This is a genomic window from Streptomyces mauvecolor, from assembly GCF_039532965.1.
Taxonomy (GTDB): domain Bacteria; phylum Actinomycetota; class Actinomycetes; order Streptomycetales; family Streptomycetaceae; genus Streptomyces; species Streptomyces violascens.
This window is the reverse complement of the sequence record NZ_BAAASQ010000004.1, coordinates 283,538-305,613: the sequence shown is the minus strand read 5'-3', so window position 1 is coordinate 305,613 and position 22,076 is coordinate 283,538. Positions and strand designations below refer to the sequence as shown.

The following is a 22,076-nucleotide window of genomic DNA, read 5'->3' as shown; positions in this document are numbered from 1 at the left end:
GATCTGCCTCTGGAACGGTGCGACGACGGCCCGGTACACGGCGGACGGCACACCGACCCGCCTGGGGAACTCCCCTACCCCTCCGGCCGGTGCGCCATGATCAGCTCGAACTCCTCCAGGCTCCGCAGCCTCGCGTCCATGTTCTTGAAGGCGGCGCCGCGGATCGCCGACTGCGGCCCCCGCGAGGCGGCCAGTGTGCCCTTGTCGCGGAACATCGCGCCGACGTGTGCGCGCCCCTCCGCAGCCTTGAGGAAGAGCGTCGCGCTGACCGCACCGTCCAGGGCCTCCAGTTGGGGGCGGCCCCGCTCCTCGAACATCTGCCGGAACGCGGCCGCGTCGGACGGGGCGAACTCCACGTACGCGGTCCGCATCCACATGCCCGGAGCCACCGTGGGCGCCGGTGTGTACGACACGGCCTCCCAGTCGTCGGCGGTCACCGTGTCCGCGAAGGGCGCGAGCAACTCCAGGCGTCGCTCGCGCAGCCGCGTGTCGCTCTCCGCCCGGGCGCTCTCGCTCTCCCACCACGACCCCATGAGGATCTTGCCGAGCTCGCGGTCCGCGAACAGTCCGAAACGGTGGTAGCCGGGGTTCTGGCCGAGGAGCCCGGGGGCTTCGCCGCGCAGGGCGTCGAGCACCCCGTCGAGCTTGGCCGGGTCGCCGGTGACGTAGAGGGTGCGCAGGTACCAGGTCTGCATGGCTCGTCCTGTCGGAGGGAGGGTCCCGCGGCGGTGGCACGCGGCTCGCTTCCATGCGAAGCCGAACCGGGCCGGTCCGCGACACGAGTGGCCCATCCGGCCTACCCGGGGCCCGGCCCCGTACCGCAGCGGTCTCGGCATGCCAGAGCCCCACATCGAGGGCGTGCGGCATGATGAGCGGGTGGAATTCGAGCCGTACCGGGGTGAGTTGCTGGCGTTCTGCTACCGGATGCTGGGTTCGTACCACGAGGCCGAGGACCTGGTGCAGGAGACGCTGCTGCGCGCCTGGAAGGCGCGCGACCGGTACGACCCGGCGCGCGCGTCGGTGCGGACCTGGCTGTACCGGATCGCGACCAATGTGTGCCTGACCGCGCTCCAGGGGCGCGCGCGCCGTCCGCTGCCGTCCGGGCTGGGCGCGCCGAGCGACGATCCGGGAGCGCCGCTCACACCGGCGCTCGACGTCCCCTGGCTGGAGCCGTTTCCCGACGCGCGGTCCGACGTGGAGGTACGGGCCGACCTGCGGCTCGCCTGGGTGGCGGCCACGCAGCTCCTGCCGGCGCGACAGCGCGCCGTACTGGTGCTGCGCGAGGTACTGGAGTTCTCGGCTGCCGAGGTCGCCGGGCAATTGGGGACCACCGTGGCCGCGGTCAACAGCGCACTGCAACGCGCCCGCGCCACCCTCGCGGCCGCAGGTGACGCCGAGGAGTTCCGCGAGCCGGGCGATCCGGAGGTACGGGCCGTGGTGCAGCGGTATGCACGGGCCTTCGAGGCCGCCGACGTGCCCGCGCTCGTGCGGTTGCTGGCCGAGGACGCGGTCCTGGAGATGCCGCCGGTTCCCCTGTGGTTCCGGGGCAGCGGCGACTATGCCCTGTTCATGGAGCGCGTCTTCCGGATGCGTGGCATCGGCTGGGCCGTACGGGAGCTCACCGCGAACGGGCAGCCGGCGCTGGCGGCGTACGTGAGGGAGGCTGGCGGAGGGCACCGGCTGCACACCCTCCAAGTGCTCTCCGTCAGCGACGGCCTTGTGGCGCGCAATGTCGTCTTCGCCGATCCGGTCGTCTTCGACGCCTTCGCGCTGCCGCGGCACCTTCCCGCCGGGAATTTCGCGCCGGAGCGATGAGCCGGGCGGAGGCCGCCGGTATGTACCGGTGAGCATGCGACCCGAGCGAAAGGACCGTCGCCATGAGCATCATCGTGATCGGATTCATCACCCTGGACGGGATCGTGACCGACCCCACCGGTTCGGAGGGGACGCCGCTGGGCGGCTGGGCGCTGCGGCACGGCCGTGAAGCGATCGACGGGGACAAGTTCCGGCTCGGCCGCACGCTGGACGACGGCGTGCTGCTGTTCGGGCGCACCACCTGGCAGATCTTCTCGCGGCTGTGGCCGGGACGTGAGGGCCCCTTCGCCGCGCGCATGAACGCTGTCCCGAAACTGGTCGCCTCCCGCACGCTCAGCGACGCGGACAGCGCGGCCTGGGCGAACTCGACGATCCTGGAAGGCGACGTCATCGACGCGGTCAAGCAGGAACCGCGCGATGTGGTCGTCATCGGCAGCCTCAGCCTCGTACACCGGCTCATGACCGAGGACCTGATCGACGAGTACCGGCTGCTGACCTTTCCCACCGTCCTCGGCACCGGTGACCGGCTCTTCCCCGCGGGCGGTCGGCCGGCGCATCTGGAGAGCGTGTCCGCGGAACAGGTCGGCGCCGCCGTCCTCACCCGCTGTCGCAGGGCCTCCCGATGACGGACCGCTTCATCGTCCTGTGGGTCACCCTGCTGAGGGGAGGCGGACCCGCAGGACGCCGTCGTCGGTCACCTCGGTCGCGAACACGGGCTGCGGCGCCGTAGCGGGGCCGCGCACGTTCATGCCGTCGGACAGGCGGAACACGCTTGAATGCAAAGGGCATTCGACGCATCCGTCGGCCACTTTGCCTTCGGAGAGGCGGCCCGAGAAGTGGCTGCACCCGTCGGCCAGCACGTGGACGTCACCGTCTGCTGTCCGCAGCACGAACAGTGGCACCGTGCCCAGCATGCGCTGGACCGCCGCGCCCACCGGGAGTTCCTCCGCGCTGCCCAGGCTGTGCCAGCCGGGTTCCACGAGGTGCGGCAGGGCCGCCGTCTTGTTGGAGCCGGCCGACTGACGGAAGGCGACATGGCCGCCGATCACTCCGCCCAGACCGGCCGCAGTGAGCCCGGCGAACGCCAAAGCCCTGCCGAGCACAGACCTGCCCCGGCCGCGGACCTTCCAGGAACCCGCGTACAGGCCGATCGCCGCGGCGTTCGATACGGCGTGCACCAACCCGGTGCGCAACTGCTCCCTGGGCTGCTCCGCCCAGTCCACCCACCCGGCCCAGGCAGCAGGCGCCGCGGACACCACGCCCACTCCCACCAGCAGGCGCGCGTTACGGCCCGCTCCCGGGACGAGGTCCAGTACCGCCGCGGAGAGCCAGGCGCCCATCGGCACCTGGACCAGGGCCGGGTGGAGAGGATGGCCGATCTGCCGGCCGTGCAGAACATCGCGGAAACGTCCCAGCGGCAGACCGCGCACGGCCTTCTGCAGGGGGGTGGTCACGCGGTCCAGGGCCTCGGCCCTGCCCAAGCCGTCGAGCGCCTTCAGGAGCGTCGGGATCCGCCCGGCGGATTCTGCCCGGCACACCTCACCCGGGCCGTTCGGGGCCCTGCCCGTCACCGTTGGCTTCGCGAAGATCGCGGACAGCAGTCGCATGTGGTGCGGGTTTCCTGGCCGCCCGAGGCCCAAACGCCGCGGGGCCTTCTCCACCCCGCTCGGCCCATCGTCTCGGCGGCGCTGCGCTCGGGTGTGCCGTCGTCAGCGCCCCGCGTGTGCTTCCGGTACGTCACCCGTCCCCGCACCGTAGGACGCTGGTTTCACGCAATAAAAAGGCGGAATTCAATTTCCGGTATCTCTTGACGCATGACGGGGCGGAGGGGGAGATTAATGGGGACGGACGTAGCCGGGTGGAGTCCTCTTGGGGAGGCTGCCGTGGAAGCTTCAGGCCGGTCCCCGCGAGCCGCGGGCATCGAGGTATTCCCTTCCGCAGAGCCGTCGGCGCCCGCGGATGTCGGGCGTACGGTCGTCCTGGTGGAAGGCGAGCTCGACCTCGACAGCGAGCAGACCCTGTACCAGCAGCTGCGCAGGGCGCTGGACCACTCGGTGGGCGGCTTGGTCATCGACCTTCACGGCGTCGGCTTCTGCGACTGCTCCGGACTGAACACGCTGCTCCGTGTGCGCCACCGTGCTCTGGCACAGGGCAAGACGATCAGCATCCGGGCGGCGGGCCCCTCAGTGGACAGGCTCTTGGCGATGACCCGTACCCGCGCCCTCTTCACCCCCGTCGGCCACACCCGCCCCCGGCCCGATGCGGCCCGGGCCCTGAGGCATCGCGCCTGAACGCACGACACGGGCAGACAGTCGACTGGTAAATGACGATTTGCGGCGGTTTCACTGGTTGAGTGTCGGAAGACATTGTTGCGGTCGAACGCTCGTCCTTGAGGGTCTGCCCCGACACGGAGGAGATGGCTCATGGGCACTGACGGACGGCCGTCGGCCCCCGGCTCGCCCAGCGGGCCCAGGCGCCCACCGCCGGACGAGGCACATGAGCCCGGGCGTCTCGAACGGCTCGGCGCCGCGACGGCGGCCCGTGCGGCCGCGGCTGCGGCGGTCGCGCGGGCGACGGTGCAGCGGATCGGCCGGACGCCTCCTCCGGGACCCTTCCGCCCCGGATTCTGGCGCAGTCCGATCCGCGGTCCCTGGCTGACGTCGGTGTTCGGCCTGCTGCTCCTTGTCGGCATCCCGGTGCTGTTCATCACCGGGATGCTCTCGTACGCCGCCTACAACCCCGGCCTGGGCAACGACCAGACCCCCACCAAGGGACTGCTGGGCTTCTACCTCTTCGACTGGCCCACGCACCCCTACTGGCTCTACCGGCTGACCCAGGGCGTGCACGTCACGCTCGGCGTGGTCCTCGTGCCGGTGCTCCTTGCCAAGCTGTGGTCGGTCATCCCGAAGCTGTTCGAGTGGCTTCCGGTCCGCACCGTCGCGCACGGCCTGGAGCGGCTCTCCCTGCTGATGCTGGTGGGCGGGGTCATCTTCGAGTTCGTGACCGGAATTCTCAACATCCAGCTCTACTACGTCTTCCCGGGCTCCTTCTACACCCTGCATTTCTACGGTGCCTGGGTGTTCATCGCCGCGTTCGTGATCCATGTGGCACTCCGGCTCGGCCGGATGACGCGTGCCCTCGGCTCCCGCGATCTGGCCGCCGAACTCCGTACCGGCGTGGCCGGCACCCGGCCCGAGCCCCCCGACCCGGACGGCCTGGTTCCGGCCGCACCCGCGGCGCCGACGATGTCACGCCGCGGTGCCGTGGGGATGGTGGGGGCGGGGTCACTGCTCCTGCTGGTGGTGACCGCAGGGCAGAGCATCGGCGGCCGGCTGCGCGGCACCGCCCTTCTCGCGCCGCACAACCGCGACCCGGGCAGCGGGCCCAACGGCTTCCAGATCAACAAGACGGCCGCGGCCGTGGGGGTCTCCCCGTCCCACGTCGGCCCGAGCTGGCGACTGGAGGTGAACGGCCACGGACCGGCGCTGGTCTTCACGCGTGAGCAACTTCTGACGATGCGTCAGTATGCGGCCGCGCTGCCCATCGCCTGTGTGGAAGGGTGGTCCACCGCCGACCAGCACTGGAGCGGCCTGCGCCTCACCGACCTCGCCGCCCTGTCGGGACTGCCCGACGCGGGAAGCGTCCTGGTGGAATCCGTGCAACCGCCCGGCCCCTACAGCTCGGTGGTCCTGCGCGGCAACCAGATCCACGACCCCCGGGCCCTGCTCGCGCTGCACGTCAACGGGGCGGATCTCTCACTCGACCACGGCTACCCGGCCCGCGTCATCGTCCCGGCCAACCCCGGCGTGAACAACACCAAGTGGGTGCACCGGCTTACCTTCAGGACCTGACTGCCCATGGCACGCTTCGGCCGCTGGTACGGCTCCGGGCCCCTCCATCTCCTCGCGCTGATCTGCTCGTTCGCGCTCACCGGCTACGCGCTGGTGCGGCTGTTCGCGGTCCGGCCGCTCGATGTGGCGGTGTGGTTCGTGGGAGCTGCGATCCTCCACGACCTGATCCTGCTCCCGCTGTACTCGCTCGCCGACCTCTCGGCCCAGTCCGTACTGCGCCACCGCACCGGCCGCGTGCCGGACGTGCCGTGGATCAACTTCCTGCGCGTACCCACCTTCCTGTCTGGTGTGCTGCTCCTCGTGTGGTTCCCGCTCATCCTCGATCTGGCGGTCCCCTACGAAGGCGCCACGCGGCTGACCGAAAACGTCTACCTCGGCCGATGGCTGGCGATCACCGCAGTGCTCTTCGGCGCTTCGGCAGTGGCTTTCGCCCTCACGTTGCGCCGGCTCCGCCGGGCCGCCCACGCCGAGGAGGAGGAGCGCCCCGCGGAGGGCGACGACGCCACGCGGTGAGCCCCCGCCGATCTGCCCCGCGCGCACCCGGGAGCCGGCGCGAGCGGGCGATCCGCTCAGCGGGAATCGCGCGAACCGTGGCGGTCCAGATGCTTCCGCAGGAACGCGATCTCCGCCTCGGCGGCCTGTTCGTGCGATTCCAGGAAGGGGGCGTAATGGCGGCCGGGCAGGTGCACCACCTCGGAATGCGGCGCGTTCGCGGCCGCCTGGACGGCGGGGTCGACGAGCACGCTCCGGTCCTGGTCGCAGACGACCACCAGCAGAGGACACCGGATCCGGGCGGCATGACGGCCGGGCCGGTACCCGCCGACCTGGAGGGCGATCCTCGCGGCGACCGTCTGATCCCAGTTCGTGTGGCGGCCCTCGGGGTCGAGGGCCCGGTCGCCGTCCATGGCGTCGGGCGTGGTCAGCGAGGCGACGGCGCCGCGAGGTCCCGCGCTGGGGACCAGGATCGGCGGACGCCCGACGAGGCCGCCGAGCATGTCCGCGACACCCAGGCCGAGGAGCCCCAGCAGCGCTGCGGGTGTCATGGATCGCAGGGCGTTGGGAGCGATCGCCCGGCCGTCGACCAGTGGCGTCTGCGCGATCGCGCCGGCCAGCCGGGGGTGGTCGGCCGCGACATGGAAGACGTGGCCGCCCGCGAGCGAGAAGCCCCAGACCGAGATCCTGTCCGGGGCGACGCCGGGCAGGCCGGCCGCGTACTCGATCGCGGCGTGCCAGTCGGCGATCTGCTCGTCGATACGGACGATCTGGCGCGGCGCGCCTCCGCTCTCTCCGAACCGCCGGTGGTCGAAGGCGAGGACGGCGAATCCCGCGTCGTTGAACCGTGCGGCGAACTGGTCCGACGCCGGTTCCTTGGTCACCGCGGTGCCGCCGGCCATGATCACGCAGCCGCCGTTGGACCCCGGGTAGTGCCAGGCGGCGCACGAGGTGTCGCCGCTGGCGAAGCGTACTTTTTCCCGTTGCTTGGACAGGGGCACGTGGACCTCCGTGGTGGATCCGTCGTTCTCGGGATGGTGTCTGGGAGTGCTGTGAAAATCGCGGGCCTGCGGCGTTGTGGCACCGCAGGCCCGGGTACGCAGGACGGCCGGCGGCAGCCCTGGACGTGCAGACGGTCGGTCAGCCGATCACGCCGGGAAACCAGATGCGCGGGTCGAGGATCATCGGACGCTCCTTTCGTGACCAGGGTCCCGTCGGCCTGCGCCGGGGACGGCGCGGAGTGGACGACATCCATGGTTGAGCCGTATTCGTCGACAAGGGCTCCGCAGCGCACCGGAATGGGCGAAACTTGCCGTCATGACGCGCGCATCGGCGGATTCCGTACTGAGTGAGATGGATCAGCGGCTGGTGGCCGCGTTGCAGTGGGACGGCCGTGTCACCGCGGAGCGGGCGTCCCATGTGCTGGGGCTCAGCCCCGCCACCGTGCGCCGCAGGCTGCAGGCGCTCGGCGCCGACGGCACCGTGCGCGTGGTGATCTCGCCGGTCGCGCGACCGCGCAACGGCGGCTCGGCGGGGGCCCTGTTCCTGCGCATCCGGGTCCTGCGGGGAAAGCTCGACACGATCGTGGCCGCGCTCGCGGCGCGCGAGGACATCCCGTTCATCGACGTCACGACCTCGGGCGACGAGATCTTCGCGGTCGCCCGCACCGAGCCGGGCTCACGCGATCCGCTGATCTTCCGGCAGTTGCCGTCCACCCAGGCGGTGACGTCCCTGGAGACCGCCACGATTCTGCACGTCTTCCGGCTCACCTCCGAGTGGCGCCACCAGGTGCTGACCGTCACCGAGCGCGCGGCGTTGAGCCCGGCCGAACCGGCCCCCGAAACAACCGCTTCCCCGGGCCCGTACGGCGTCGACACCGACGCCCTGGAGCAGGCCCTCATCGACGCGCTCACCCCCGACGCGCGCCTGACGGCGGCGGCCCTGGCCGCGCGCACCGGCCACCCGGAGAGCACAGTGCGCCGCCGCCTCGCCCAACTCACCACCCAGGGACGCCTGATCACCCAGGTCCTGGTCGAGCCCCGCCGCCTCGGACTGCCCATCGAGGCCAAACTCCTGCTGCACGTGCCCCCCGACCACCTGGCCACCGCAGGCAAGGCACTCGCCGACCACCCCTCGGTACACGGCGCGTTCGCGACATCGGGCCCCTCGAACCTGCACGCGGCCGCCTACTTCCCGGACCTGACAGCCCTCTACGGCTTCCTCTCCGAAGACTTGACCGGCCTGGGCATCACCCACATCGAAACAGCCATAGTGAGCCACGCCGCCAAACGCACACCGGCACCGCTCCAGCCGAGGAGGTGACCTCTTGCGCGCGGGGTGCCACGCTCAGCTGCCCGGGGTTCCTGCTGTGGGTGTTCATGCGGGGCGCTCATGGCCGGGACGTACAAGGCAACTGCCCCCGCCCCGAGTCCAGTTGAACACCTCGGCCGCGCCCCGGGGAGTCAGCCCCCGGAACGCGGCCTCCCTGGTCAGCAGGGGCGGTCAGACTCGGTCGGCTGCGATCAGGACGTACTGGAACGAGCCGTCCCGGTACGAGTTGATGAACGCCTCCTCAATGCCCGTGACCAGCGACGACGTGGCCCGCAGCTCCCAGTACGGCAGGGTGTCGGGGGTGAGGTCGATGACGGCCTGCGGGACGAGGCGGTTGTCGGCCATCGCGCGCAGGTACTCGCGCCGCGAGTGGATGTTGCACTCGAAGTGCGCGTTGATCTGCGAGACCCACTTCGAGGGCTGGCCGTACCGAGGGTTCCAGCAGCCCGTGATGGTCACGTAGCGACCGCCGACCTTGAGGATGCGGGAGTGCTCGGCGAAGAGGTCGTGCAGGTCGACGTACATGCTCGACTCGTTGTTCCACGAGGCCGCGGCCTGCCCGGTCTCGAACGGCGTGGAGAGCATGTTGCAGACGCGGGCGCGGACGTGGTCCTGGATGCGGAGCTCGCCCGCGCGCCGGTTGGCGAACTCGGCCTGCTTGGCCGACAGGGTGACACCTTCGACCTTGCATCCGAAGCGCTGGTGCGCCATCACCATCGAGCCGCCCCGGCCGCAGCCGGCGTCCACCAGGGTGTCGTCCCGCCCGATGTCGCCGAGGTGCTCCAGGAGGAGCTCGGCCTGCGCCGACTCCAGCCGGTGCAGCTCGGTGATCAGCTTCTTCTCGCTCTCGCTGTCGTCGGCGTCGCCGAGCGCGGCATGGTCGACCTCACCGATGCCGTAGTGGTGGTGGTAGAGACCGTCGACATCGCCGAGCCGCAGGTTCACGGGCCTGGCCTCGCCGTCCCAGTACCGGGCGATGTCCCCCTGGTAGGGAGTCGCCGGGTTGGGGATGAAGACGGAGGCTTCGGTGGCGGTGAGTTCGGTGCTGGTCACAGATGAGTCCATTCTTCCTACCAGAAATCCGGCAGGCTGTAGCGATAGGTGTTCGTTTGGTGCCAGTGGTGATTGCCGTCGACCCACGCGGAAACGCCTCGCAGGAAACGCTGCACGCTTGGGACGGGGCAGTCGGCGGCCAGGGCCGCGGCTTCGGTCTCGAAGTCGTGCATGAGGTCGTTGTGGACCTCGACCGACTTCAGATAGGCGTCCCGGTCGGAGAGGCCCTCACGTTCGGCGATCACGACCGGCAGGTTCAAGTGCCTCCCGGGAGCGTCGAGTTCCTTGGTGTACGAGTAGAGGTCGTTCACGATGGTCGTCGCGTTGCCCGCGAGTGCGATGACCTTCTGCATGGCGGGTTGCGCGTGCAGGTCCGCCGGCAGTTCGTAGCCGCCGACGGTGTCGGTGATGGTGGGGCAGGGGCGGAAGTTGTTGAACTGACGCATCGCCAGGTACTCCCACACCTCGGGTACGTGGTCCTGCTGGGCCCACGCGGCCTCGGCGAGGTAGCCCATGTGCAGCCGGGCCATGTCGTGCCGGAACCGGTCGGTCTGCGAGGCGGTCGCCGTCTGGGCGAAGTACTCCATGGCCGAGCGGTACGCGCGCCGGGGCGCGTCCGAGTGGAGCGACTTGGCCCACTCCGGCTGGTACTCCCGCGTCGTGTGCAGCGGGTCGAGCGCGGTGTGGGCGAGCAGAAGGCGTTCGCCGAGGCCGATCGGAGAGCCGCCGTGGTCCTCGCAGTAGCAGTCGTCCACCGCGTTCTCCGCCACCATCAGACGGGTGGCGAGCATCAGGTGGTCGATGGTGGGGGCGTCCGGGTGGCAGCCGACCATGTAGCGGCCCACGGAGAAGCCGTCGAACTCCTCCTCCCAGTCGTCCGGATACAGCGAAACCTCGTCCAGCGCCCAGGACTTGATCCTGCGACTGACCTCCTCGACCCGCACCGGGTCGGGCTCGGGCACCGGGTGGTGGTAGAGGCCCGGGATCGGTGTGCCCTGCGCAGCCGACGGCGCCTGCGGCTCCTCGGGCAGGGTCAGACGCAGGCCCGCCGTGCCCAGGCCGGTGGGGCCGCGCAGGACCCGGTCCAGACCGGCGCTCGGTGCCGGTACCTCGGTTGAAGGGGAGGGCAAGGTGGCTGATCCTGGTGGGCCGCCGGTGGCGGCCGTGATGTCGCGGGCGCGGGCCGCGGCATCGGCGAGGACGTGCGCCCCGAAGTGGGCAGCGGCCTCGGGCAGGCTCGACTGCGGAGGTGTCGGCTCAGGCGCGGGCATCCATGGCTCCTTGGTGGGACGGGCGTCTTGCCCGGGGTGTTTCGGGCCTGCGCGACCGCCCCGGAAGGGGGCGGTGCCACGCCGGGCGGTCAGGGTCCGCTACCTGGACCGGCGGGCGATCTGCACGTTCTCCAGGACGCCGAGCGCGTCCGGCACGAGAATGGCGGCGGAGTAATAGGTGCTGACGAGGTAGGAGGTGATCGCCTGCTCGTCGAGGCCCATGAAGCGGACCGACAGACCCGGTTCGTACTCGTCCGGAAGCCCCGTCTGGTGCAGGCCGATGACGCCCTGGTTGTCCTCACCGGTACGCATGATGAGGATCGAGCTGGTCTTCTCCTTGGTGATCGGGATCTTGTCGCAGGGCAGGATCGGGACCCCGCGCCAGGCCTGGACGCGCCGGCCGCCGAGGTCGACCTGGTCGGGGCAGAGCCCACGCGCGTTGAACTCGCGCCCGATCGCCGCGATCGCCAAAGGGTGCGCCAGGTAGAACTTGGAACCGCGCCGGCGGCAGAGCAGCTCGTCCATGTCGTCCGGGGTCGGCGGGCCCGAGCGCGGCTGGATGCGCTGCTTGAAGTCGGCGTTGTGGAGCAGCCCGAACTCCCGGTTGTTGATGAGCTCGTGCTCCTGGCGCTCGCGCAACGCCTCGACGGTGAGCCTGAGTTGCTCCTTGGTCTGGTTCATCGGCCCGTTGAAGAGGTCGGCGACCCTCGTGTGGACCCGCAGAATGGTCTGCGCGGCCGAGAGCTCGTACTCGCGCGGCTGGGCTTCGTAGTCGGCGAACGCGCCGGGCAGGCCGTGCTCGCCGTGGTGGCCGGCGGACATCGCGATCTCCGCCTCGCCGCGGTGGTTCTGGCGCCGGCGGGGGAGCGACTTGAAGCCTTCGACGTGGTCGCGCAGGCCCGGCGCCGTGGACAGCACGGCCGCGAAGTCGGCGCGGGACAGGGTGAGCAGGGTGCCCGAGGTCTCGGCGGTGGCGGTGTGCTCCCACCGGGCGCTCTCGTCGAGGAGGGCGTGCTCGCCGAACCGGTCGCCGTCGCCGAGCACGTCCAGGGCGAGTTCGTCTCCGTACCCGCCGACGGAGGTCTGGCTGATCCGGCCGTGGGCGATCAGGTGGAGCCGGTCCGCGGGCGCGCCGCGCTCGACCAGCGTCTCGCCGGCCGCGAAGTCGCGCTGAACGCAGCGACCGGCGATGGCGGTCAGCACCTCCACGTCGTCGAAGCCGCGCAGCAGGGCCAGTTCCCCCAGTTCACGGGGGATCACCCGGACGTCGGCGCCGTCCTGGACGAACTCCACCCGCCCGTCGCCGACGGTGTAGGTGAGACGCCGGTTCACCCGGTAGACCCCGCCCTTGGTCTCCACCCAGGGGAGCATCCGCAGCAGCCAGCGATCCGAGATCTCCTGCATCTGCGGGACGGACTTGGTCGTGGTGGCAAGGTTGCGAGCGGCCGCCGTGCCCAGGCTGGACTGCCGCGGCGGCTCCAGTTGAGTGTCGGGGCTCGAATCAACAGTCATCGGCGAGCTCTCCTTGGTCAGGGCGGTGACGGACGTACGGGGACGCCGCCGGGCAAGCGGAGGAAAACGGGGTATACGAACGGGAATCCGTCCAGAGCCAGAAGGACACTAACGGCCGGTTCGCCCCCGGGACCAAGGAAAGCCGGGGACATTAGCTCGATACGATGATCGCGCCCGCGGGATGTTTGGCGGGCCACCGACGGAATCCGGCCACGCTGGACGGAGCGTTCCGGCGGGGGGTTTGGCTCCGCGGAGTCGGGTGCTTGAGCCAGGGCGGCACCGCGATTGGCGTGCGGATGTCTGGCTGGGCCGGCGGGCGACGGCTAGCGTCGAGCCGTCATCGGCTCGCAGGGCGACGAACGGAGTTGCACATGGCGAAGGGGCAGGACTCCAAGAAGGACACGAAGAAGAAGCCTCTGAAGACCCGAGCTGAGAAGAAAGCCAAGAAGAAGGCCAAGAAGTAGGCGGAGAGGCAAGCCTGTACGGATGCCGTGGGGAAACGCCTGACAGGCCCCCCGGACACGGTGTCCGGGGGGCCTGGTTCATTGCCGGGGCAGGATGCCTCCAACCAAGGCCTCGACAACGGGACTTGACTGTCGCGCCCACGCTCCGGATGTCAGGCCGGGCGGGGAAGGTAGACCATGCCGTGGGCGCCCGACGCGCCCAGCGCGGCGTGGTCGATGCGGTTCAGGGTCTGGAGGGTCTCCAGGTCGACGACGTCGACGGTGGACGAGGCATGGCAGGCCACGTAGGCGAGCCCCCCGTCGGGGGACGAGGTGATGGTCAGCGGGCAGAGCCCCACCTCGACCTCGCCCAGCCGCTTGTGGGTGTCGGCCGAGAACACCGTGAGGCGGCCGGGCGCCATGCGGCTGCCGCCGGACGCCGGGTCGTCCTCCATGCGTACCTCGCCCGCGAGCAGGCGTCCCGTAGAGGTGAGGTGCACCGGCATGGCGGCGTCCTCCAGCGGCAGGGTGTCGACCACCGAAGCCGTCCTGATGTCAATAACCTGGATTCCAGGGGGAGTTGAGCCGACGGCCCCGAGGAACGGGGCGGCGACGAAGGCGCGCGTGCCGTCGGCGGAGACGGCCAGGCCCTCACTGCCCGGCACCTCGACCTTCGCGGTGAGTGCGCCCAGTTCCAGATCGAGGGCCGACACGAACCGCGCCTCCTTGCTGGTGACGTAACCCGTCTTTCCAGCCCCGTCGATGGCGACCCAGTGCGGGCCCGGTGCGTCGGTGCCGATCCGGTCCACGGGCCGCCGGGTCTGCGTGTCGATGACCAGGACGCCACCGGGCTGGTCGGCCGAGCCCTCCACGGTGACGTACAGGCGGCCGTTCGCCGCGTCCAGCGCGAGGCCGTGCGGGGCATGTTCGGGGGCGAGGTCGACGACCTCGACGATACGGCGGGTGTCCGGGTCGATCACCGTGAGCTGGGTGCGCGGGCCGCCGTTCGCACCGTAGAAGCCCGAGCTGTACGTGATCGAGCACCACAGCAGCCGCTGGGTCGGATCGAAACACAACTCGTGTGGCTGGGCGATGGTTTCGAGGGAGCCGAGGTAGTGGTCGGAGGCGGCGTCGAAGAACGAGACGGAGGGCCCGCTCTGGCTGACCACGGCCAGCACATCGCCTTCTCGACCGGCACGGGGGGACTGTTGCATGGCCAATCTCCTTTAAGGGAAGGGTGGTTGGTTCGTCCGCGGTTCTCGCGGACATCTCCACTCTCCGCCCGAGCAGGCCCGCAGGCAATGCAAGAATTGGCACTCCATCATTGACCACAGCGCAAAAGCACAGCTCAGGAGCGCCTCATGGATCTCAACCTGCTACGTGTCCTGGATGCCTTGCTCCAGGAGAACAGTGTGAGCCGCGCCGCCGAGCGCCTCGGCACGTCACCCGCGGCGGTCAGCCGCAGTCTGGCGCGGCTGCGCCGTGCGGTGGGCGACCCGCTCCTGGTCCGGGCAGGCCAGGGCATGGTCCCCACCCCCCGAGCCCTCGAACTCCGCGAGGAGGTGAGCGCGTTGCTGCGCGGCTGCGACAACGTGCTGCGGCCGGGTGCCGGATTCGAGGCCGTCCACCTCCAGCGCACCTTCACCGTGCAGGCGACCGACCTGATCCTCGCGGGGGTCGCCGGCCCCCTGGCCGACCGGATCCGGGCGGCCGCCCCGCATGTGGACGTCGTGTTCCTGCCCGAGGCGCTGGAGGGCGGCCCCGCGCTGCGCCAGGGCACGGTGGACGTCGAACTCGGCGTCCTCGGGCAGTTGGACCCGGAGATCCGCACCCGGCACATCACGCAGAAGCGGCTGGTGGGGGTCGCCCGCACCGGTCATCCCCTCTTCGACAAGCGCATCGACGCCCGCCGGTTCGCCGCCGCCGACCACATTGGCATCTCCCGGCACGGCAAACGGCGGGGGCCCATCGACCAGGCTCTCGCCGAGCGCGGGCTGCAGCGCCGTGTGGCGGTCGTCGTCCCCAGTCACACCAGCGCGATGATCCTCGCCCGGGACACCGACCTCGTCGCCCTCACCCTGGCCGACTGGCTCCCCGGCACCGCCGCCGCGCTCGGGCTGCGCACCTTCCCCATCCCCTTCGACGTGGCGCCCATCGACCTGGGTCTTGCCTGGCATCCCCGCAACTCCGTCGATCCAGGCCACAGCTGGTTCCGCGACCACGTGGCGGCCGCGGTCCTCGCTCCGTCGGGGCCGGGGGACCAGAACCTGCGCGGCTGACCGTCGAAGGCGCCGAGCCCACATCGACGGCAAGGTGGGTGCCATTGACGAAAGGGGCGTCCGCACGCGCCGAGACCTCCCTGGGGTGCGGGGATGCGAGGGTGTCCACCCTGTGGGCACCGAAGTGGCAGATCTTGCCGAGCTCCCAGCAAACCCACAGGTCAGAGGCGCATGCGCGGCTGCTTCAGGTGGCGCAATGTTGTGGCAACACCATCGGAGCGACCCGGCCGGTACGTTCCCTGCCATGCCAGCCGAACCCGCCTCCGCCTCGCTTCCGGTCGCCGCCGCGCGCCGCCGGCGGCTGCGCGCCGACCGGGCCCGGCAACTCGCCGACCTGCTCCGCCACCAGATCCTGGCGGGCGGCTTCCCCGGCGGTGTGCTCCCCCTGGAACACACCATCGCCGCCGACTACCGGGCCAGTCGCAACACCGTGCGCCAGGCTCTGGAGATGCTGCGCGACGAGCAACTGGTCGACCGGCAGCCCGGCGTCGGCACCGTGGTGGTGTGCGAGAAGTACCCGCACGGCCTGAACCGGCTCCAGGGCCTTGCCGAGACCCTGAACGAGCACGGCCGGGTCACCAACGAGGTGCGCACCGTCGGCCCGCTCCGCGCCCCGGGCCCGGTGGCGCACCGGCTCGGCCTGCCCGAGCACAGCGACGTGCTGTGCATCGAACGGCTGCGCCGCCTGAACGGCCTGCCGCTGTCCCTGGACCTCTCCTACCTGCCCCTGGACGTGGGCGGTGAACTGCTCGGCTGCGACCTGGAGAACACCGATGTCTTCCGCCTCCTCGAATCGCTGACCGGCGGTCCGCTCGGGCACGCCGACGTCACCCTGGAGGCCGTCAATGCCGACGCGCACTCCGCCGCGGTGCTACAAGTGCCGCGCGGCGCAGCCGTGTTGATGCTGGAACGGCTGACCCACCTGCCCGACGGACGCCCGGTCGACCTGGAGTTCATCCGGTTCCGCGGCGACCGCATCGCCATGAGCGGTGTGCTGCACCGCTCTCTCTGATCCATCCGCGAGCCCCGCCCCCTTCCCTGGAGACAGCCATGCCCCTGGTCCCGCAGCGCGCCGACGTGCCCGTGACCATCGACGAGTCCCTGTGCATCGACGGCTGCACGCTCTGCGTCGACATGTGTCCGCTCGACTCCCTCGCGATCCGCGAGGACAACGGCAAGGCGTACATGCACGTGGACGAGTGCTGGTACTGCGGCCCCTGCGCGGCCCGCTGTCCCACCGGCGCGGTCACGGTCAACATGCCCTATCTGCTCCGGTGAAAGGCCCAACTGTCATGTTCAGCAAGCGAGTTGTTCCGCTGCTTGCCCTCGCTCTGACCTTGCCGACGGCCGCCGGATGCGGGGGTGCGGCCGACGCCGACAGCGGGGCGGAGACGGTCACCGTCACCGTCGGATACCAGTCGAAGACCATCAACACCGTCACCGCGGGCACTCTGCTGCGCTCCCTCGGCTACTTCGAGCGGGAACTCGCCGCCCGCGGCAAGCAGGACGGCACCACGTACAAGGTCAAGTGGCAGGACTACGCGACGGGCGCCCCGATCACCGCCCAGATGACCGCAGGGAAGATCGACATCGGCTCGATGGGCGACTTCCCGCTCCTGATCAACGCGGCCCGCGGCAAGGAGCTCAAGCAGCCGACGAAGCTGGTGTCGGTCACCGGATACAACCTCAGAGGCGGCCTCAACACCGTTGTCGTGGCGCCGAGTTCGGCGCTCAAGTCGCTGTCCGACCTGCGCGGCAAGAAGGTGTCCACGAGCGTCGGATCGGCCGCCGACGGGACCCTGGTCCGTGCCCTCCAGCGAGCCGGCATCGACCCCGGCCAGGGCATCGGCAAACTCAACCAGCAGCCGAGCGTGGGCGCCTCCGCGCTCGCCGCGGGCAGCGTCGACGCGCTGTCCCAGTTCGTCGCCTGGCCCGGCCAACTCGCCTTCCAGGGACAGGCCAAGGCCCTGTACGACGGTGCCGAGCTGAACCTTCCGACCTTCCACGGGGTCACCGTCCGCGAGAAGTTCGCCAAGGACCACCCCGGGGTCCTCGACGCCTTCCTCGCGGCCCAGCGCCGCGCCACCGACTACCTGCGTACCAAGCCCGTCGCCGCCGCCGAGTCGGTGGCCAAGGAGACCGGGCTGCCCGCCGAGGTGGTCTACCTCTACAACGGCGCGAACGGCATCGCCACCTTCGACCCGGCGCTGCGTCCCGAGCTGATCGACGCGCTCAAGCAGGACGTCCCGGTCCTCAAGGCCGCGAAGCTGGTGAACGACGTCGACGTGGACGCCTTCGTCGACCCGGCACCGCTGAAGCGGGCGGTGCGAGCCCCCGAGTATCCCCAAGCCCCGGCCGCCAAGCCCGAGGTGTGGCTCAAGGGACAGAGCACCACACGCTCCTTCGACAGCCCCAAGGAACTCCTCAAAGCCGTCAAGGGCGCCGACGTACGGGCCGCGTACGTGCCCGACGCGGTGACCGGCACCCTGTGGTTCGCCGACAAGGCGGTCTGGGTCGCGGACGGCGCCGACCTGCGCGCCTTCGTCACCCCGGCCGGGGCGCAGGCCTACGTCGCCCGGCATCCCGGAGCCCGTACCGTCGGCTACGCGGACGCCCTGAGGCTGGCGTCATGAGCGCGGGCCGCTGGCTGCTGCGGGCCGCCTCCCTCGCCGCGGCGCTCGGGCTGTGGCAGCTGCTCACCTCGCTCGACGTCGACCTGTGGCTGCGGTTCGAGCAGTTCCCCACGGTCGGCGAGGTGGCCTCCGCCTTCGCCGACCGGGCCGGGACGGCCGAGTACTGGCAGGACCTGGGGTTCAGCCTGCGCCGCATCGCGATCGGCTTCCTGCTCGCCGCGGTCCTGGGTGTGGCGACCGGCACCGCGGTGGCCCGCTCGCACTGGGCCGCCGACCTGCTCGGCCCGTTGATCGAGGTGGCGCGCCCCGTGCCTGCCATCGCTCTGGTGCCGGTCGCGATCCTGCTGCTGCCCACCAATGAGCAGGGCATCGTGTTCATCACCTTCGCCGCCGCTTTCTTCCCCGTGGTCGTCTCGACCCGGCACGCGGTGCGCGCCCTGAGCCCGGCGTGGGAAGAGGCCGTGCTCACCATGGGCGGCGGCCGACTGCGGGTGCTCGTCTCGGTGGTCCTCCCCGGTGCGCTGCCGGGCATCTTCGGCGGCCTGTCGGTGGGCGTCGGCGTCTCGTGGATCTGTGTGATCTCCGCGGAGATGATCTCGGGGGAGTACGGGGTGGGCTACCGCACCTGGCAGGCGTACACCGTAGTCGACTATCCGGGGGTCTTCGTCGGCATGGTCACCATCGGCGCGCTCGGCTGGCTGACCTCCACGGCCGTCGAGCTGCTCGGCCGCCGTGCCACCAGCTGGCTGCCCCGCCCGGCCGCGCGCCCTGTGACCCGCCGAGCCTCCACTCCCGCCGTCCCCGCGAAGGAGCCGGTCGCATGAGTACGACCACGACCCTGCCCGTCACCACCACGCCGATAGGTGCCGAACTCGCTCTGAAGGGAATCCAGTTGGGGCATCCGGGCGGGCCGCCCGTGCTCGGCGAGCTCGACCTGCGGGTGATGCCGGGGGAGGTGCTGACCGTCGTCGGCCCCTCCGGCTGCGGGAAGTCCACCCTGCTGCGGACCCTCGCCGGGCTGCTGCCCCCGCTGGCCGGGGAGGCCACCGAGGACGGACGGCCGATCGGCCGCCCGGGCGCCGACCGCGCGCTGGTCTTCCAGCACGACGCCCTGCTGCCCTGGCGCACCGTACGCGCCAACATCGAACTGCCCCTTGCGATCCGCCGCGTCCCCCGGGCCGACCGGCGCCGCGCCGCCGCCGACTGGCTGGACCGGGTCGAACTGTCCGGGCACGCCGGCAAACTGCCGCACCAGCTGTCCGGCGGGCAGCGCCAACGGGTCCAGCTCGCACGGGCGTTGGCCGGCCGGCCCCGCGCGGTCCTGATGGACGAGCCCTTCGGCGCGCTCGACGCACACACCCGGGCCGGCATGCAGGACCTGCTGGCCGACATCCTGCGCGACACCGGCGCGACCGTCGTCTTCGTCACGCACGACGTGGACGAGGCTCTCTACCTCGGCGACCGGATCGCCCTGCTCGCCGCCGGGCAGGTGCTCGACGTGCCGCATCCCCGCCAGCGGGACGCCACCTCCGCCACCACCGCGCTTCGCCGCCGCATCCTCGCCTCCCTCTGAAAGGCCCCGCAGTGGACACCACCCTGGCCATCCCCGGCCTCGCCGACGCGACCGAGCTCGCCTGCGACGTGCTGGTCATCGGCGGTGGCACCGCCGGGACCATGGCCGCGCTCACCGCCGCCGGGCGCGGCGCGAACGTCCTGCTCCTGGAGAAGGCGCACGTCCGGCACTCCGGCGCCCTCGCCATGGGCATGGACGGCGTCAACAACGCGATCATCCCGGGCCGTGCCGAACCCGACGACTACGTCGCCGAGATCACCCGCGCCAACGACGGCGTCGTCGACCAGTCCACCGTGCGCCAGACCGCGATCCGGGGCTTCGACATGGTCAAGCGCCTGGAGTCGTACGGAGTGAAGTTCGAGAAGGACGACCACGGCGAGTACGCGGTCCGACAGGTGCACCGCTCCGGCTCCTATGTGCTGCCCATGCCGGAGGGCAAGGATGTCAAGAAGGTCCTCTATCGGCAGCTGCGGCGCCGCGAGATGCGCGAGCGGATCCGCATCGAGAACCGGGTGATGCCGGTGCGCGTGCTCACCTCAGGCGGACGGGCCGTGGGAGCAGCCGGGTTCAACACCCGCACCGGGGAGTTCGTGGTCGTCCGCGCGGGCGCGGTCATCCTGGCCACCGGTCCCTGCGGACGGCTCGGCCTGCCCGCCTCCGGCTACCTCTACGGGACGTACGAGAACCCGACCAACGCGGGCGACGGCTACGCCATGGCCTACCACGCGGGCGCCGCGCTCACCGGCATCGAGTGCTTCCAGATCAACCCGCTGATCAAGGACTACAACGGCCCGGCCTGCGCGTACGTCGCCAACCCCTTCGGCGGCTACCAGGTGAACCGGCACGGCGAGCGGTTCGTCGAGTCCGACTACTGGTCGGGGCAGATGATGGCCGAGTTCGCCGCCGAACTCGCCTCCGACCGGGCGCCGGTGTACCTCAAGCTCAGCCATCTGCCGGAGGAGACCATCGGCGCCGTCGAGTCGATCCTGCACACCACCGAGCGCCCGACCCGTGGCACCTTCCACGAGGGCCGCGGCCACGACTACCGCACCCACGACATCGAGATGCACATCTCGGAGATCGGCCTGTGCGGCGGTCACTCCGCTTCCGGGGTTCGCGTCGATGCCCACGCCCGCACCACCGTGCCGCGCCTGTACGCGGCCGGTGACCTGGCCTGCGTACCGCACAACTACATGATCGGCGCGTTCGTCTTCGGCGACCTGGCGGGGGAGGACGCGTCCCAATTCCTTTGCTACAAGGGGGAGTTGCCAGCCGACCAGCTTGCCGCCGCCCATGAACTGATCTACCGGCCGCTGCGCAACCCGGACGGGCCGCCGCAGCCTCAGGTGGAGTACAAACTGCGGAGGTTCGTCAACGACTACGTGGCGCCGCCGAAGACGGGCGCGAAGCTGTCGCTGGCCGTGGAGGCGTTCGAGCGCATGCGGTCCGAGATCGCGGGGATGGGCGCGCGCACCCCGCACGAGCTGATGCGCTGCGCCGAGGTGTCCTTCATCCGGGACTGCGCCGAGATGGCGGCCCGCTCCTCGCTGGCCCGCACGGAGTCCCGCTGGGGCCTGTACCACGAGCGCCTCGACCATCCGGAGCAGGACGACGCGTCCTGGCTGCACCACTTGGACCTGCGCAAGTCCCCGTCCGGGGCGATGGAGTTCACGGCGCGGCCGGTCGAGCCGTATGTGGTCCCGGTGCCGGAGTTCACGCCGGTCGCGGGGCCGGAGCGGGCGCTGGGGGAGGCGGTGCTGGTGCAGGTGGCCACGGCGGGGCGGCGTGATTCCCCTCCGGCTGCGCGTGGGGCGGACCTCGTCTCTGCCGAGCTGGACGGCTCCGCCCCCGTCACGGCGGAGCCGAGTGACGCCGCGCGTCCGGGCGGCCCCGGTGCCGTGACCCACCAGGATCCCGCCGTCGTCTCCGCCCCCAGCCCGTCCCTCCTGCGCCTGCTCGCCCTCGCCGAGGAGTCCCCCGACCTGGAGGCGCTGCGTCCCTACCTCGCCGACCCCGACCCGGCGGTCCGCACGGCCGCCGTCACCGTGCTCGGCGAGACCGTGCCGTCCGGGGCCGGGCCCGTACTCGCGGAAGGTCTGCGGGACAGCGCGCCGCAGGTGCGGGCCGCCGCAGCCGCGGCCCTGCGCGAGCTGGTCGAAGTGCTGCCCGCGGGGGCCGGGCTGGGGACGGCGCTGAGGGAGGCGCTCGGCGTGCGGGACCCGGCCGTCCGCACGGCGGCCCTCGAAGTGCTGCGGGCACTGCGCCTGGCGGAGGCCCCGGTGTACGCGGCAGCGCTGGCCGACGCCGACATCGAGGTCCGCATCCATGCCGTGCGGGGCCTGGTCTCGGTGGACGCGGTCGAGGAACTGGCGGCGGCCACAGCCGACCCCGCGAGGGAGGTACGGGTCGCGGTGGCCCGGGGTCTCGCGGCCGTGCACGCCCCGGTACCGGAGCCGCTGGACCCCCTCCTCACCGACCCGGACCCGCTGGTCGCAGGGGCCGCTCTGGCAGCGCTCGCGGCGACCGGCTGCCCGCCCGCGTACGCCGAACGGGCCGCGGCGGCGCTGAGCGAACCGGCCTGGCAGGTCCGGGCCGGAGCCGCGGCGGCCCTCGGGGCGGCGGCACCGCACGAGGCGGTCCCGGCGCTCGCGAAGGCCCTGGCCGACCCCAACGCGGACGTCCGCAAGGCCGCGGTCCTGTCCCTGCTGGCCCATCGCACGCACCCCGATGCGCAGAGCGCACTGGCCACGGCCAGGACGGACCCGGACGCGGACGTCCGCGCCTATGCGGCCCGGTCGACGGGGTGACCCGGCCGGGACTCGG

General features: G+C 71.3%; 20 protein-coding genes. 13 read left to right on the top strand and 7 right to left on the bottom strand.

The annotated features are described in order from the left end of the window. Window positions 1-74: 74 nt before the first annotated feature. Window positions 75-695 carry a hypothetical protein gene (locus ABD346_RS04515; RefSeq protein WP_344371745.1) on the bottom strand — a complete coding sequence of 207 codons (621 nt, stop codon included), beginning with the start codon at window positions 693-695 and terminating at the stop codon, window positions 75-77. A gap of 139 nt (window positions 696-834) precedes the next feature. Between ABD346_RS04515 and ABD346_RS04510 the strand changes: the two genes are divergently transcribed. After that, on the top strand, window positions 835-1,815 hold the full coding sequence (locus tag ABD346_RS04510) for a sigma-70 family RNA polymerase sigma factor (protein WP_344371743.1): 981 nt from the start codon (window positions 835-837) through the stop codon (window positions 1,813-1,815). Window positions 1,816-1,877: 62 nt separating this feature from the next. Then, window positions 1,878-2,441 (top strand): dihydrofolate reductase family protein, encoded by a 564-nt coding sequence (locus tag ABD346_RS04505; protein WP_344371741.1) that lies wholly within the window; start codon window positions 1,878-1,880, stop codon window positions 2,439-2,441. A gap of 24 nt (window positions 2,442-2,465) precedes the next feature. Here ABD346_RS04505 and ABD346_RS04500 read toward each other — a convergent pair whose 3' ends face one another. Then, window positions 2,466-3,422, bottom strand: a complete 957-nt coding sequence (locus ABD346_RS04500) for a Rieske (2Fe-2S) protein (RefSeq protein ID WP_344371739.1) — start codon at window positions 3,420-3,422, stop codon at window positions 2,466-2,468. 276 nt (window positions 3,423-3,698) lie between these two features. On the opposite strand from ABD346_RS04500, the gene ABD346_RS04495 reads away from it, so the two are divergent. The 3 genes from ABD346_RS04495 (at window position 3,699) to ABD346_RS04485 (ending at window position 6,179) form a co-directional block, all read left to right on the top strand. After that, the gene (locus ABD346_RS04495; RefSeq protein ID WP_344371738.1) at window positions 3,699-4,106 is read left to right on the top strand and encodes an STAS domain-containing protein; all 408 of its coding nucleotides are present in this window, start codon (window positions 3,699-3,701) and stop codon (window positions 4,104-4,106) included. A gap of 132 nt (window positions 4,107-4,238) precedes the next feature. Then, window positions 4,239-5,666: a molybdopterin-dependent oxidoreductase gene (locus ABD346_RS04490; protein WP_344371736.1), complete on the top strand. Its 1,428-nt coding sequence runs from the start codon at window positions 4,239-4,241 to the stop codon at window positions 5,664-5,666. Between the two features lie 6 nt (window positions 5,667-5,672). Beyond that, complete coding sequence (locus ABD346_RS04485; RefSeq protein WP_344371734.1) at window positions 5,673-6,179, top strand: hypothetical protein; 507 nt, start codon at window positions 5,673-5,675, stop codon at window positions 6,177-6,179. A 56-nt stretch (window positions 6,180-6,235) separates the two neighbouring features. Here ABD346_RS04485 and ABD346_RS04480 read toward each other — a convergent pair whose 3' ends face one another. Next, on the bottom strand, window positions 6,236-7,159 hold the full coding sequence (locus tag ABD346_RS04480; protein WP_344371732.1) for an alpha/beta hydrolase: 924 nt from the start codon (window positions 7,157-7,159) through the stop codon (window positions 6,236-6,238). A gap of 316 nt (window positions 7,160-7,475) precedes the next feature. Here ABD346_RS04480 and ABD346_RS04475 point away from each other — a divergent pair, with 316 nt between their 5' ends. Then, window positions 7,476-8,480 carry an Lrp/AsnC family transcriptional regulator gene (locus ABD346_RS04475; RefSeq protein WP_344371730.1) on the top strand — a complete coding sequence of 335 codons (1,005 nt, stop codon included), beginning with the start codon at window positions 7,476-7,478 and terminating at the stop codon, window positions 8,478-8,480. Window positions 8,481-8,660: 180 nt separating this feature from the next. Here ABD346_RS04475 and ABD346_RS04470 read toward each other — a convergent pair whose 3' ends face one another. The 4 genes from ABD346_RS04470 to ABD346_RS04455 form a co-directional block, all read right to left on the bottom strand. After that, complete coding sequence (locus tag ABD346_RS04470; protein WP_381227212.1) at window positions 8,661-9,542, bottom strand: geranyl diphosphate 2-C-methyltransferase; 882 nt, start codon at window positions 9,540-9,542, stop codon at window positions 8,661-8,663. A 17-nt stretch (window positions 9,543-9,559) separates the two neighbouring features. Next, window positions 9,560-10,813, bottom strand: a complete 1,254-nt coding sequence (locus ABD346_RS04465) for a family 2 encapsulin nanocompartment cargo protein terpene cyclase (RefSeq protein WP_344371726.1) — start codon at window positions 10,811-10,813, stop codon at window positions 9,560-9,562. A 99-nt stretch (window positions 10,814-10,912) separates the two neighbouring features. Further along, a complete protein-coding gene (locus tag ABD346_RS04460; protein WP_344371724.1) occupies window positions 10,913-12,325 on the bottom strand; it encodes a family 2B encapsulin nanocompartment shell protein in 1,413 nt (470 codons plus the stop codon). 616 nt (window positions 12,326-12,941) lie between these two features. After that, window positions 12,942-13,982: a YncE family protein gene (locus tag ABD346_RS04455; protein WP_344371722.1), complete on the bottom strand. Its 1,041-nt coding sequence runs from the start codon at window positions 13,980-13,982 to the stop codon at window positions 12,942-12,944. Between the two features lie 147 nt (window positions 13,983-14,129). Here ABD346_RS04455 and ABD346_RS04450 point away from each other — a divergent pair, with 147 nt between their 5' ends. The 7 genes from ABD346_RS04450 to ABD346_RS04420 all read left to right on the top strand — a co-directional run bounded on the left by ABD346_RS04450 (window position 14,130) and on the right by ABD346_RS04420 (window position 22,060). After that, window positions 14,130-15,047 (top strand): LysR family transcriptional regulator, encoded by a 918-nt coding sequence (locus tag ABD346_RS04450; RefSeq protein WP_344371720.1) that lies wholly within the window; start codon window positions 14,130-14,132, stop codon window positions 15,045-15,047. Between the two features lie 244 nt (window positions 15,048-15,291). Beyond that, entirely contained in the window at window positions 15,292-16,059 is a 768-nt protein-coding gene (locus ABD346_RS04445; protein WP_344371717.1) for a GntR family transcriptional regulator, read from the top strand. 38 nt (window positions 16,060-16,097) lie between these two features. Beyond that, window positions 16,098-16,325: a 4Fe-4S dicluster domain-containing protein gene (locus ABD346_RS04440; protein ID WP_189962398.1), complete on the top strand. Its 228-nt coding sequence runs from the start codon at window positions 16,098-16,100 to the stop codon at window positions 16,323-16,325. Window positions 16,326-16,339: 14 nt separating this feature from the next. After that, the gene (locus tag ABD346_RS04435; protein WP_344371714.1) at window positions 16,340-17,680 is read left to right on the top strand and encodes an ABC transporter substrate-binding protein; all 1,341 of its coding nucleotides are present in this window, start codon (window positions 16,340-16,342) and stop codon (window positions 17,678-17,680) included. Beyond that, a complete protein-coding gene (locus ABD346_RS04430) occupies window positions 17,677-18,504 on the top strand; it encodes an ABC transporter permease (RefSeq protein ID WP_344371713.1) in 828 nt (275 codons plus the stop codon). Before ABD346_RS04435 ends, ABD346_RS04430 begins: the two co-directional genes overlap by 4 nt. Beyond that, complete coding sequence (locus ABD346_RS04425) at window positions 18,501-19,253, top strand: ABC transporter ATP-binding protein (RefSeq protein ID WP_344371711.1); 753 nt, start codon at window positions 18,501-18,503, stop codon at window positions 19,251-19,253. Before ABD346_RS04430 ends, ABD346_RS04425 begins: the two co-directional genes overlap by 4 nt. 11 nt (window positions 19,254-19,264) lie before the next feature. Continuing rightward, window positions 19,265-22,060: a fumarate reductase/succinate dehydrogenase flavoprotein subunit gene (locus ABD346_RS04420; protein ID WP_344371709.1), complete on the top strand. Its 2,796-nt coding sequence runs from the start codon at window positions 19,265-19,267 to the stop codon at window positions 22,058-22,060. The last annotated feature ends 16 nt before the right edge of the window (window positions 22,061-22,076 follow it).